Genomic DNA, 12875 nt, shown 5'->3' with positions numbered 1-12875 from the left:
GGTTTATTGGCGTAGCCAGTTACGCAATTTCACCAGCATTAGCGCACCGTCGCTCAACTCACGGCGGTCGTGAATAAGCGCCGTTAAACGATCTGGGTAGTCGGTAATGATAGCATCGACACCCAGGTCAATTAACGTCGACATACGGGCGCTGCTGTTAACTGTCCAGGCATGTATCTCATAACCGTACAGCCTCGCTAAACGAATTTCCCCTTCGGTGATACGGTTGTGTCTCAACCCAAGCGCATCAAATTCACGCCTATCTAGCGTTCCAGGCAGAATAAGCTGTGCCAGCAGCGTGACGCGCAGCGCCGGCGCTCGTTCATGAATATGCGTCAGTAAGGAAGGCGACATAGTGGCTACGCGCATTGCTAAAAGCGCATTCGGAAAACCGCATGCCGTGTAGCCATCGAAGGCGCTCTGCTGGGTTGCCCAGCAGCGGTAACGTATATCGCTCTCAGCATTTAAGGTGTCTATCACGGCATCGGCCAACGCCTGCTCTTGCCCAGGCGATGGCTTCATGTCGATCATTAAGCCTGCCTGGCCGCGCACAATGCTAAGTGCTTCATCTAAACCCGGTATAGTCTCGTTCTGATAAGCATCGCCAAACCAGCTGCCAATGTCATATTGGCTAAGCTCTTCTCGGGTTACATCACCAAACTCACGATTATCGCCGGTTAATCTTGCCAAGCTCCGGTCATGGTAGAGCATAACCTGTTGATCGCCAGTCAAGCGGACGTCAATTTCGACATAGTCGGCGCCATCGATCAGCGCCTGATCGACCGCTGCAAGGGTGTTTTCAGGCGCCACCATAGAGCTGCCGCGGTGAGCAATGACGGCAACATTGTCACGTATCTCAAAGCTATTGAGTATCCACCAGGCCTGCAGGCCTGCAAAAACCAGCACGCTAAGCTCAACCGCCCAGGCAAGCTTGCCTGCGTTGGCATCCTCCGCAGGAGAGGCGGGGCGAGGCTCATGATGAGCCAGCTGCATATAAAGGCATGCAGAGAGCAGCGCGTTGGTCGCAATACCCACAAAGGTAATGGTTAGGGTGAGCAGTACATAGCCAATTAAATACGCCAGCATGGCGGGAATAAGTACGGCGCTGTGCTCGGGAAGCCACCAAAGCATTGGGGTAAAAAAGCGATCGAACAGCAACGTAGCCAGGAAAGGTAGACTAATAATGATCACTAGCAGCAGCAGTACGGCGGCGCCAATAGAACGCCGCCAGCCTTGAGTTAGGCTGACGCTACGCTTTAAGGCCAACCAAGGCGGGCAGTTTTCCAGCGCCACCAATGGAAGGGCCAGCAGCCAGCGAAGATAGAGCCACGACGCTGCCCATGCCCAAGCAACGATCAGCGGCAGGGCGCAGGCAATGAAATACCATAGCGCGGGTGGACGCACACGCTGTAAATAGTAAGGGTCTATACCGCTTAGCCAAACGCTATAGAGCCAAGCGAGGGCTGCCATAAAGGGCGCTAGAAGCAGTAGGTGCGTACCGACCTGAAGAAAGACCAAGCCCGCTAGGGCGGGCAGTCGGCGAGTACTCAGCCAGAGTGCCTCCAACGCGAGACGATAGTGGTTGTCTCGCGGCCTGACCGCTACTTGCAGCATGCCGGCTTGCTGCCAGTAAATAATTAGAAACGTAAACCCAAGCCCAACCAGCATGCCGATAAGTCCCAGTGGGCTAAACAGCAGGGCGATCAGTTCGTCGTTGGTCACTACGGTGCGATTTAACTGGGCAAGCAGGCCGCGTATCACCCAGGTAATGGCGGGCAGCAGCAGGGCCGAGGCGAGCAGAGTAAAAAATAAATGATAGGCGATCAATGGACGCAGATGATCGCGCAGTGTACGTAGTAAGGCAGAGCCAAGGTGGGTCAAAGGCTGCATCGTCATTAAACGGTTAGAGTGAACTAACAGGGTGGCAGCAACTGCCACGCCTGGCAAGCGGAGCGTTGACGAGCGATGTGGTTAAGCCCACATTGATTAATAATGATAGAAAATGGCACTTAAGATGGCACTTAAGATGGCACTTAAGATGGCACTTAAAATAGTACTTAAGACAGTGACAGCTCGCGCTCAGCAACGATGATGCCATTGTTATCTGCATACAGCCACTGGCCGGGTTTAAGCGTGACCCCAGCAAACGTCACGGGCTCATCGCGCTGGCCTTCATCGTGTTTATTGCTTCTGCGCGGGTGGCTGCCGAGTGCTTGAATACCAAGCGGTAGATTGGCCAGGATATCAACATCGCGTACGCAGCCGTACATCACTACACCTGCCCAGCCGTTGGCTACCGCTTGCTCTGCTAGCATATCGCCCAGCATGGCGCAGCGATGTGATCCGCCTGCATCGACTACCAATACCGCCCCGTTGCCGGGTTCGGTAACGGCTTGTTTGACCAAGGAATTATCTTCAAAACATTTGATAGTGCGGATAGGGCCATAAAAAGTATCCAGACCACCAAAATTGGCAAACATGGGGTCAAGCACCGCAACGTCAGGATGCGCGTCGCATAGGTCCGGTGTCACTATTTGGATGGAGTTGGTCATCATGCGCTCCTTATCGGAAAGATAAAAAACGCCCCGCTCTGTTACACAGTGGCGGGGCGTTCGGTCATCGACTCAGTCAGTGTGAGAAGTCACGCTGACTGTGATGGTGCGAGCATCGGCGATGGGGCGGTCATGCTTCTTGCGCGACCGGAATCACGTTTGAGGCGATCTTCTGATACTCCTCAATTTCGTGAAAGTTCATGTAACGATAAATCTCGCCCGCCATAGCGTCAAATTCACCCATATAACGTTGGTACTCTTCAACGCTGGGTAGGCGTCCTTCTACTGCGGCAACGGCAGCCAGCTCCGCAGAGGCGAGGTACACGTTAGCACCATCGCCAAGGCGGTTCGGGAAGTTACGTGTAGACGTGGACACCACGGTGCTCTTGGCAGCAACGCGGGCCTGGTTACCCATACACAGTGAACAGCCCGGCATTTCCATCCGCGCACCGGCGCGGCCGTAGATACCGTAGTAGCCTTCTTCGGTCAGCTGATGCTGATCCATTTTAGTCGGTGGTGCCAGCCATAGGCGAGTTTTTAAACTACCTGCAGGCTGCTTTTCAAGCAATTTGCCGGCCGCACGAAAGTGGCCGATGTTGGTCATGCATGAGCCGATAAAGACCTCATCGATTTTCTGGCCCGCGACCTCAGATAGCAGGCGCGCATCGTCTGGATCATTCGGCGCACATAGAACCGGCTCTTTAATTTCAGCCAAATCAATTTCAATAATTTCAGCGTACTCAGCGTCTTTGTCAGCACGCATCAGGCTTGGGTCAGCAAGCCATGCTTCCATACCTTCAATACGGCGACTAATCGTGCGCTCATCGCCATAGCCGTTGCCCATCATCCACTTCAGCAGTGTAATGTTGGACTTCAGATATTGTGTGACGCTCTCATCGGAAAGCGTGATCGAGCAGCCCGCGGCTGAACGCTCGGCAGAGGCATCGGAAAGCTCAAATGCTTGCTCAACGGTTAAGTCTTCAAGACCTTCTATTTCTAACACGCGGCCAGAGAAAGCGTTGATCTTGTTAGACTTATCAACGGTCAACAAGCCTTGCTTAATAGCATAAAGCGGAATGGCGTGAACCAAGTCGCGCAGCGTAACGCCTGGCTGGCGCTGGCCTTTAAAACGCACTAGTACCGATTCCGGCATATCCAGCGGCATAACGCCCGTCGCCGCGGCAAAGGCCACCAAGCCTGAACCTGCAGGGAAGGAAATGCCGAGCGGGAAGCGCGTATGCGAATCGCCACCGGTGCCGACCGTGTCAGGCAGCAGCATGCGGTTCAGCCAGCTGTGAATGATGCCATCGCCAGGACGCAGCGATACGCCGCCACGGTTCATAATGAAGTCAGGCAGAGTGTGGTGAGTGTCTACATCGACCGGCTTAGGATAGGCGGCGGTATGACAAAAGGACTGCATGACCAAATCAGCCTGGAAGCCAAGACAAGCAAGGTCTTTCAGCTCATCGCGGGTCATCGGGCCAGTCGTATCCTGTGAGCCAACGGTGGTCATCTTCGGCTCGCAATACATGCCTGGACGAACACCTTCAAGCCCACACGCTTTACCCACCATTTTCTGCGCTAAGGTAAAGCCTTTACCAGTATCTTTAGGCTGGTCTGGGAGGCGGAAAACCTCTGACGCCGGCAGACCCAGCGATTCACGCGCTTTGCCCGTCAAACCACGGCCGATGATCAGAGGAATACGGCCGCCTGCGCGTACTTCGTCAAGAATCAGCTGCGTTTTAAGCTCAAACGTGGTGATGACGTCGTCGGTACCGTGCTTGCACACTTTTCCCTGGTAGGGATAGATGTCAATAACATCGTTCATGTGCAGGTTGGCAACGTCCATCTCAACCGGCAGGGCGCCGGAATCTTCCATCGTATTGAAGAAGATGGGCGCTATTTTATTGCCAAAGCAGAAGCCGCCAGCGCGCTTGTTCGGTGCGTAAGGAATATCGTCGCCGAAGAACCATAAAACGGAGTTGGTCGCAGATTTACGTGAAGAACCGGTGCCTACGACGTCGCCTACGTACACGACAGGAAAGCCCAACGCTTTAACGTCTTCAATCTGCTTCAGCGGGCCAGTTGTGCCTTGCACGACTGGCTCAATGCCATCACGCTCGTTTTTGAGCATCGCATTGGCGTGTAGCGGAATGTCGGGGCGTGACCAGGCATCCGGGGCTGGTGACAGGTCATCCGTATTCGTTTCACCCGGTACTTTAAACACGCTAAGGGTGATTTTCTCTGCCAGAGCAGGCTTAGACAGGAACCATTCAGCCTCTGCCCAGGATTGAATTACGTCTTTTGCGATACTGTTGCTGTTCTTGGCCCGCGCTTCAACATCGTGAAAGGCGTCGAACATAAGCAGCGTGTGCTTAAGCTGCTCACCCGCTTCACGGGCTAGCTCTTCATTGTCGAGTAGCTCAACCAGAGAAACGATGTTGTAGCCGCCCTGCATGGTGCCGAGTAGTTTGACAGCATGCACTTTATCGATCAGCGGAGACGTTGCTTCACCTTTAGCGATAGCGGTTAAAAAGCCTGCTTTGACGTAGGCGGCTTCATCAACGCCTGGCGGTATCCGGTTGGTGATCAGCTCGAGGATGAATTCCTCCTCACCAGCCGGCGGTGTTTTTAGTAGCTCAACTAGTGAAGCGACTTGTTCAGCGTTTAGGGGCTTGGGCGGGACGCCCTCAGCGGCACGTTCCTCGACATGCTGGCGGTAAGCTTCAATCACGTTGGGGCCCTCTCATTTGCTTTTTTCATTTTCATGGTAACGGTCTGCACGGTGCACGGTGTTAGCTGCACGGTGTTAAAAAGTGTGGCCGATCGCATGTGGTGCACGCTTGACAAACAGCGTCTGCTTGGATGGCTGAGATTCTACGACAAACTGTCGACAATGTTAAGCTAGCAAGCAGAACAGGCACTTGTACTTTGTCCTGATGTTTCGACGGTAACTAACAAAAGCATGTTTAATTAACCTTCTAAGCCTTAAAAGAAGCGCTTTTTTGCATTTTTTGGCGACAGCATAGTCGCTTGGCGGGTGTGATTGTTGTTACAGCGCGTTACCATGGGCTGAGCCGCTACGGGCTATTGATGCGCTAATAAAAGACGTGGAGCATTTTTGAGCTCTTCACTATATTAGTCAGGAGCAATGCAAGTAAGCGTGCTAAGTAAGTCTCAGGGAACTAAGCGCCAAGCGCTTATGTGCTTCATCATAATGATACGTGGGGTCGGTGGTTGTGTTATGTCGATACAGTTAAGTGCTTTGCAGGCCGCCCCTCATGGGCTTAGAGCCGATGATCTTCTGCCTGAAAGCCTCAATCAGTTCCTAGCCTGTGCCACGCCTGTCGCGTGGCTACAATGGGCGATCGAACATCCTGAAACGCTCTTGATTGACCATGCGCAGTGTGAAAAAAAAGCCGCATCGACGGCAATGAGCCTGCTATATCGCTACGTTGATCAGCCGCTGCTGCTTAGCAAAATGTCGCAGCTGGCGCGTGAAGAGCTGCTGCATTTTGAACAAGTGATTTCGTTAATGGAATCGAGAGGAGTGGCCTATCAGCATTTAACGGCCTCCCGCTACGCTGAGGGACTTCGGCGGCATTTGCGCAGCAATGACCCCGAGCGTTTGATCGATGTACTCATTATCGGGGCACTGATTGAAGCACGTAGCTGCGAGCGCTTTGCTTGTTTAATTCCCTATTTAGATGAAGAGCTTGCCAAGTTTTATCGCACGCTGGTGAAGTCAGAAGGTCGTCATTTTGAAGATTATCTAATGCTGGCTCGACAGCAAACATCGAATTCAATCGATGATCGAATCGCATTTTTTGTGGCGCGTGAAGCGGAGCTGATTACTTCGCCCGATACGGCTTTTCGTTTTCATAGCGGTGTGCCCGCTTAAGCCGCTACTAGCCTAGGCAGGATGTCTATCATGCGCGATGCTCGTGAGACTGATCAATTAACTCTTTTCGGCCATTTTTCGCTCACTCAAGGCGAGGATGCGTTAACCCATTTTAGCTACGACAAAGTCAAAGCCCTGCTCGTTTATCTGCTGCTGCATCGCCAGCCGGTTAATCGGGCGGCGCTAGCAGAGCTTCTTTGGCCCGACCAAGGACTTTCTTCCGGTAGAACTAATTTGCGTCATGCGCTGCACTGTTTACGCCAGTCGCTTGGTGAGAGCGCTGATCAGGTGTTAAGCGTGTCTCGTCAAGCGATTGCCTTTCAACTGCCGGCAAACTGGCAGGTGGATTTGCACACCCTGCAGCAACTGCTTGAGGGTCCGCGAGATTTAGAGACTCTTGAGGCACTGATGGGTTGCTATCAAGGCGATCTGATTGAAGAGCTGCAGCTGTCGAGCTGTAGTGAGTTTCAGCGCTGGCTAGTGCAGGTACGTAATGAATGGCGTCAGCGCGTGGTTCGTTTCGCCGAGCAGGTACTTGAGGCTCACGCTGACTTGCCAGGCGCTATATTAGAAGCACTGGTGAGCCGCTTTTCCGGCTATGGTCCGTTTCACGAGCGCTTGGTTCGCCAGTTGGCTGAGCAGAACAAAATGGCCGCTGCCCATGAGCACTATAATAGCTATTTGCAGCTATTGGCGCTGTCCGGGCAGCAGCCAGAACCCAGCTTTGTACAGCTGGCAAGCTTTTGGTCTGACGGCCATCACGACGCGCGCTTGATGAGTCCCCAGGGCGCTTTTTCGCGCGCGCTGGCAGTTGACAGCAAACCACTGCGTGAAGATGAAATTGAGCTTCGTCAGCTATCGGTGATGGCTATTCGGCTGCGCTTAAAAGGGGATTGGCAGGACCGTGCGGCGATGCGTAACTGCCTTGCGCTACAGCTAGAGCTTTTACGCTGGCTAGAGCAGCAGTGTCGCCATTTAGGCGGTTTCTGGCTGCCAGGCGCGACCGGTGGTTTAGGTTTAGCCTGTTTTGGCACCCATGGCCCAGCACACCAGCTGGCTGAATTAGTCGCGCTTTATGAGCATTGCCGTCAGGCGCTGCCGTTAGAAAGCGTTCGTCACTGGGCGGGTGAGGGCAGCGTACCGCAATTTGAACTGGCCGCTGGTTTAAACAGCGGGCGAGTGATTTATTTGCCCGAGCGCCAATTAGCTGACCCGCTGGGCCAAGTCACTCAAATGTCGCTGGAGCTGATGAGTGCGGCTGAAGGCAGTGAGCTGGTTATCTCCCAAGAGGCGAGCCAGCACATGCCACCGGCACTCGATCTTCAGCCTCGGTTAGTGTCTCGTTTGATGGCCAGCGATGGCCGTGTCCGATTGCGCGCGCTGGTGCTGGGGCAAAATGAAGGTGGCCGCGATGCGCTGCCGCCCAGTTTAGTGGGTCGCGAAACCGCACTGCGCACGCTGCGCGATGCATTAGCCCGGGCCGGTATTGGCTTGCGTCAAAGCGTACTAGTTCGCGGGCCCTCGGGCATGGGTAAATCTGCGCTCATGGTGGGCTTTCGCCAACTGGAGCTTAGCCGCGATGCGGCTATCTGCTGGCAGCCCACGACGCGCATGTCAGCACTTGATGCCTACGGTGTCGCCCGTACGCTGGTCAGCTGGTATCTGAAGCAGCCATTAACGGTAGAGACCATTCAGGCGCTACAAATAACGCTAGCATTAGATCCTCTAGAGGCTGATCGTCAGCACCTGCTGGAAGAAGCGCTCGGCGTGCATGAGGTGCAAGAGATTACTCAGCTGGCGCAAAGCGGTGAAGCCGTAGAGCTGGTCGTCATGCTGCTGCACCGTTTAATTGAGCACCAGGCAGAAACACGCACGCTGGTGCTGATGATCGACGATCTGCAGTGGCTAGACGAGCCTTCCTTTAAAGTGCTCTCTGGCCTACAGGCGCGCCTGCCGATTAATACCGCCTTTATGCTGGTGGCTAGCCACCATGGGCGTGATGCGCTACCGGTGAAGCTGCATTGGGATCAGAAAATTAGCCTGGGCAATCTTGATGCGCTGCAATCATCACGGCTGTTGTCTCAGCTTTCCCGCCGCTACCGTATCCATCTAAGCCCGCGACTGCGTAATCAAATTATAGAGCGCTGCGATGGCGTACCGCTTTATATGCAGGAGATTTGCCGCCGCCTGGATATGGATCGTCGAGAGGGGCGCAGCGTTCATTTTGATGAGCTGCCCAAGGGGTTGTTGGGATTGTTGGCCAGTCGGATTGATCAGCTCGAAGGTGATCGCGAGATTGCCCATGTTTCTGCCGTGCTTGGCAAGCGCTTCAGGCTGGACTTCCTGCTTGAATGCAGCGGTTGGGATAAAGCGCGCCTCAGCCAGGCACTTGAACATATGCGGCAGCTAGAAATTGTCGAACCGGTTGAGAATGATGGCGGTGTGCACGAGTATCAGTTTAGCCATCAGCTGCTTCAGGAGGCGGCCTATCTTTCTTGTCCGCGGGATGTGCGTGTCAAACTACACCAGCAGGTAGTGACCCTAATTGAGGAGCGCTTCCCGGTGTGGATTAGCCGCCATCCCGGCGATTTTGCAACGCATCTGCGTCGTAGCGGCCACTATGCTCGCGGCGCCCGCTATTTTGAATTGGCGTCTCGGGAGGCGCTTAAAGTGAGCGCTAATCGTACCGCGATGCGTATGGCCGATGCTGGCCTAGCCAGTTTACGTCACGTAGAGCACGAAATTGAGCGTGAGGTGAGCCTGCTGACCGTGCGTGGCCAAGCGGCGTTCTCATTAGAGGGGCACGGTTCACCGATCGCCCATGAGAGCTTTGTGCGCGCCCGTGAGCTGCTGCGTGAATCAGGCATTGATAGCTTAGAAGATCCTGAAGATTTAGAGCAGATATTCTTAGTTAAGTGGGGGCTGTGGGTAGGGCGCAGCCAGCGCTACGCCCATGCGGACGCGTTTGCATTGGCTTCAACGCTTGCGGATATTGCCACACGCCTTGAAGACCCACGCTATCGCCGTTTGGCGGATTACGCACGCGCCAATTGCGAGTATTGGGCAGGGCGTATTCAGCAGGCGCACGATCATTTAGATGAGATTGATCCCCTCAATGCGCAGATGATGATTGAGTGGCTGCCTTTCTCTGATCATCCGCAGGTTTCAGCCGCCTGTTTTCAAGGCTGGGCGCTGTGTCTGCGCGGCGATTATCAACGCGCCGAGCGGCAAGTTTCCGCCGCCATTCGTTTGGCTGAAAAGATTGCTCATCCGGGGACGTTGGCGATGGCTCTGCTGTTCGCCGCGTCGCTTTACCGCCAAATAGGTCACGTACATTTAGCCGCACGTCACGCCGAGCGGGCAGCGGCCATGACCGCTACACCAGACCTGCAGCTGTGGCAGATTTCTGCACAGAGCGTGCTTGGCTGGCAGCGAGCGCTGGTGGGAGACACTGCAGGGTTAGCGCATATTCGCGACAGTTTGGATCAAATGGCCGAGCTCAATGGACGCGACCGCTATCAGCGGCCGTCATTCTGGTATTCCGACGCTTGTATTGAACTGGGTGAATTAAGCGCTGCTGAAGATTATCTTGAGCAGTGCCTGGTGATTGCCCGTGAGCGCACAACGCTCTTTTTACCTGAGCTTGCCACCCAGCTGGCGAAAGTGCGTAGCTTGCTTGAGTATCCGGCTCATGAGGTGAAAGCACTTGCAGAAATGGCTATTAGCCAGTCTAGAGAGCATGGTAATCGTCACCAGGAGCTGGCGGCCTTAGAGCTATGGCTGACGCACATTGAGCCTAATGATCAGCAGGTTAAAGACAGCTTTAGACGCTTATTGAGCGAGGTCAGCCATAGCGATGCGCCAGTGCTGACGCGCTGGGTCAGCTTACTAGACCGCCGCGCGCCTATTCTGGTGGATGCGGAAAGTTAGCGGCGAGCCTCGCCGCGTTAACTGGTGCTTTGTTCTAACCAAATCAGTGTGGCGAGTGCCTCATCGCGGTGCTCGCCACAGACGCTGAGATCAAAGTTAAAGCGTGCGCAAACGCTGGGTCGGCTAGGATCGCCAAATAGACGACAGAGGTTATGCTCATCCAACTGTACGCACCTCACGCCCGCCGGTTTGCCTGACGGCATGCCGGGAATATAAGAGCTGATGGAAGGCGCGATGCAGCAGGCGCCGCACCCCGCACGACAGCCCTCACTCATGCCGTAACGCTGGGCGTAGACATAGCAATTGCGCCTTTGTTAATACCTTCAAATGCTTGGACTCGCGTTGCTTGCCCGCTTTGCGTCGCAATTTTTTTCGCTAGCCAAGCCGCTATATTTTCCACCGTCGTGGGGCCAGGCAATATTACGCACTGCTGCTGAGGCAGCGTAATGGAAAAATCACCTTGAGCGGACTGATAGCGGCAGGTAAGGCGCTCGCTATCCTGAGCGGCGATATCAGCCTGTTCGAGTAAATAACGGTTATTTAGCCAATCCGACCATTGCTGTTCAAGCTGCGGCTGGCGTTCATTTTGCTGCCAAATATACAGCCGTGAACAATGCCCGTGAGCAATGCGCTGACAGTTGCCGGCATGGCGCTTGAGGCCGTGGCTGTAGCCATACGAGGCGCCCTCATTGGCCTCTTCGCTGAGCGTCAGCGTAACGCTATGGACATTGTGAGGCCGCCGTTCGGTCAGTATCTGGCTTAAGTGCTCGGCTATGCGAGGCACGGTGATATCAGGCCAGGGCAGCAGAGTAAAGGCTTCCTTAGGGCCGCGCACCTCCATAGAGTAAGGCGTGGTGGTATTAACGCAGATGCCTTCAGCGCATTCCGTAACGCTTACGCCGGATGCCTGCGTCGGCACTAGCAGAGTGTGGTCTAACCCGCTGTCCAGCGTGCGTTTAATCCACGGTTTTACTTCACCAAAATCAAACAGCATGCCGTCTTCGCCGAGCTCGCCATCGAGTATGGCGTCTACTTGCCAGCTGCAGCCCACCAATCCCTGCGTGGGGCACCAAAGAGAGACGTCGATATGCGTCAGTTGTTGAACGAATAAGGACATTAGTCAAAACCTGCTAATTTGTGTATTTGCAGCGATAGGCGCCACTGAGGGTTGGCCATGCAATAGGCGGTTGCTTGGGCAACGGTAGACGCGGTTTGATTCAGCGGCGCAAGGTCCATGGGCTGTAGGTAAAAGTGAGTGAATCTAAAGCCGCTAAACTGCTCTGGAGGCGCATCAGTTTGAGGGAAAACCAGCTTTAACTCGTCTCCTTGCGTAACGGCCAGCGGATTGTTGCCTTTTGGGCTCACGCATAGCCAGTCGATGCCAGCGGGCGGTGCAAGGGTGCCGTTGGTTTCTACCGCCACTTCAAAGCGATGGCTATGTAGCGCCTCTATGAGCGCCTCATCAAGCTGTAATAACGGCTCGCCTCCGGTAAATACCACGTAGGGCGTCGCCTTGTCCTGTAGATCGGGCCACAGCGATACAATGTGTTCAGCGAGGGCGTTGGCGTCCGCGAATTTTCCGCCATTAATGCCGTTAGTACCGATAAAATCGGTATCGCAGAACGTGCATTTTGCCGTTGCGCGATCGTCTTCCCGGCCTGACCAAAGATTGCATCCGCTAAAGCGACAAAATACGCTAGCTCTGCCCGCTTGCGCGCCTTCGCCCTGAAGAGTGTAAAAGGCTTCTTTAACGTGATACATCAGCGCTGACCTGCTGCGGCATCTGCGCTGTAGATGAGGGGGTCCGTCACGTCATTAGCGGCAAAGGCCGCGAGTCGTTCAGTGCAGCTGCCACACACGCCACAGGCTAGTTCTTTACCTTCATAGCACGTCCAGGTGTGGCGATAATCTAAGCCCATGGCCAGGCCGTCGCGCAGAATATCTGCCTTGCTGGAAGAAAGATAAGGGGCGTGCAGCTGTACAGGTTCAAAATTGGCAATGCCCGCTACGTGGTTCATAGCGTCAACAAATTCAGGGCGGCAGTCGGGGTAAAGAATGTGGTCGCCACCATGGGCACCATAGTCGACTCGCTCAGCGCCAATATTCAACGCCTTGGCAATCGCCAACGAGATCAAAATCATATTACGGTTGGGCACGACGGTTGAGCGAAGATTGTTCTCGGCGTAATCGCCCTGGGGCATGGCTTGGTTTGGATTAGTGAGGGCTGAGTTATCGATTAAACCATGGATGGCGCGTATATCGACAACCTGATGAGGCAGCCCAAGCGTGTTACACACTTGTCGGGCCGTATCGAGCTCGCGTGCATGGCGCTGACCGTAGTCGAAAGACAGCGCATGGACGTTGAGCCCTTCACGCAGCGCGCGGTGAAGCACGGTGTAAGAATCCATTCCGCCGGAATAGATAACAACGGTCGTGGCGCTGTCAGCAGCCAGTGAGGATGTTGATGACATAAGAAATACTCTTTGTCGGAG

At 54.5% G+C, this 12875-nt stretch carries 9 protein-coding genes; 2 read left to right on the top strand and 7 right to left on the bottom strand.

What is annotated here, in order from left to right:
• Positions 1–3: 3 nt before the first annotated feature.
• From KUO20_RS08525 to acnB, 3 genes are all read right to left on the bottom strand, one after another.
• The gene (locus tag KUO20_RS08525; RefSeq protein ID WP_235039464.1) at positions 4–1890 is read right to left on the bottom strand and encodes a glycerophosphodiester phosphodiesterase family protein; all 1887 of its coding nucleotides are present in this window, start codon (positions 1888–1890) and stop codon (positions 4–6) included.
• A gap of 167 nt (positions 1891–2057) precedes the next feature.
• Entirely contained in the window at positions 2058–2555 is a 498-nt protein-coding gene (gene rraA / locus KUO20_RS08520; RefSeq protein WP_422823073.1) for a ribonuclease E activity regulator RraA, read from the bottom strand.
• Between the two features lie 127 nt (positions 2556–2682).
• On the bottom strand, positions 2683–5286 hold the full coding sequence (gene acnB / locus KUO20_RS08515; protein WP_235039462.1) for a bifunctional aconitate hydratase 2/2-methylisocitrate dehydratase: 2604 nt from the start codon (positions 5284–5286) through the stop codon (positions 2683–2685).
• 510 nt (positions 5287–5796) lie between these two features.
• Between acnB and KUO20_RS08510 the strand changes: the two genes are divergently transcribed.
• Together KUO20_RS08510 and KUO20_RS08505 are read left to right on the top strand one after the other, a co-directional pair.
• Positions 5797–6453 (top strand): MiaE family protein, encoded by a 657-nt coding sequence (locus KUO20_RS08510; protein ID WP_235039461.1) that lies wholly within the window; start codon positions 5797–5799, stop codon positions 6451–6453.
• 30 nt (positions 6454–6483) lie between these two features.
• Positions 6484–10383, top strand: a complete 3900-nt coding sequence (locus tag KUO20_RS08505) for an ATP-binding protein (protein WP_235039460.1) — start codon at positions 6484–6486, stop codon at positions 10381–10383.
• A 17-nt stretch (positions 10384–10400) separates the two neighbouring features.
• On the opposite strand, the gene KUO20_RS08500 is transcribed toward KUO20_RS08505, so the two are convergent.
• From KUO20_RS08500 to queC, 4 genes are read right to left on the bottom strand one after another with little or no spacing between them, the layout of a single operon-like run.
• Entirely contained in the window at positions 10401–10658 is a 258-nt protein-coding gene (locus tag KUO20_RS08500) for a YkgJ family cysteine cluster protein (protein ID WP_235039459.1), read from the bottom strand.
• On the bottom strand, positions 10655–11500 hold the full coding sequence (locus KUO20_RS08495; protein WP_235039458.1) for a 6-pyruvoyl trahydropterin synthase family protein: 846 nt from the start codon (positions 11498–11500) through the stop codon (positions 10655–10657). The genes KUO20_RS08500 and KUO20_RS08495 overlap by 4 nt, the downstream gene beginning before the upstream one ends.
• A complete protein-coding gene (gene queE, locus KUO20_RS08490; RefSeq protein ID WP_235039457.1) occupies positions 11500–12144 on the bottom strand; it encodes a 7-carboxy-7-deazaguanine synthase in 645 nt (214 codons plus the stop codon). The genes KUO20_RS08495 and queE overlap by 1 nt, the downstream gene beginning before the upstream one ends.
• Positions 12144–12854: a 7-cyano-7-deazaguanine synthase QueC gene (queC, locus tag KUO20_RS08485; protein ID WP_235039456.1), complete on the bottom strand. Its 711-nt coding sequence runs from the start codon at positions 12852–12854 to the stop codon at positions 12144–12146. Before queC ends, queE begins: the two co-directional genes overlap by 1 nt.
• Positions 12855–12875: the final 21 nt, after the last annotated feature.

Origin of the sequence: Vreelandella profundi (assembly GCF_019722725.1) — a bacterium.
Lineage (GTDB): Bacteria > Pseudomonadota > Gammaproteobacteria > Pseudomonadales > Halomonadaceae > Vreelandella > Vreelandella profundi.
This window is presented reverse-complemented; position numbering and strand designations above follow the sequence as displayed.

Bases quoted from the DNA above. Each gene is read 5' to 3' on its own strand.
- rraA (WP_422823073.1), bottom strand. From the start codon at position 2,555: ATGATGACCAACTCCATCCAAATAGTGACACCGGACCTATGCGACGCG.
- queE (WP_235039457.1), bottom strand. From the start codon at position 12,144: ATGTATCACGTTAAAGAAGCCTTTTACACTCTTCAGGGCGAAGGCGCG.
- queC (WP_235039456.1), bottom strand. From the start codon at position 12,854: ATGTCATCAACATCCTCACTGGCTGCTGACAGCGCCACGACCGTTGTT.
- KUO20_RS08510 (WP_235039461.1), top strand. From the start codon at position 5,797: ATGTCGATACAGTTAAGTGCTTTGCAGGCCGCCCCTCATGGGCTTAGA.
- KUO20_RS08500 (WP_235039459.1), bottom strand. From the start codon at position 10,658: ATGAGTGAGGGCTGTCGTGCGGGGTGCGGCGCCTGCTGCATCGCGCCT.
- KUO20_RS08525 (WP_235039464.1), bottom strand. From the start codon at position 1,890: ATGCAGCCTTTGACCCACCTTGGCTCTGCCTTACTACGTACACTGCGC.
- KUO20_RS08495 (WP_235039458.1), bottom strand. From the start codon at position 11,500: ATGTCCTTATTCGTTCAACAACTGACGCATATCGACGTCTCTCTTTGG.
- KUO20_RS08505 (WP_235039460.1), top strand. From the start codon at position 6,484: ATGCGCGATGCTCGTGAGACTGATCAATTAACTCTTTTCGGCCATTTT.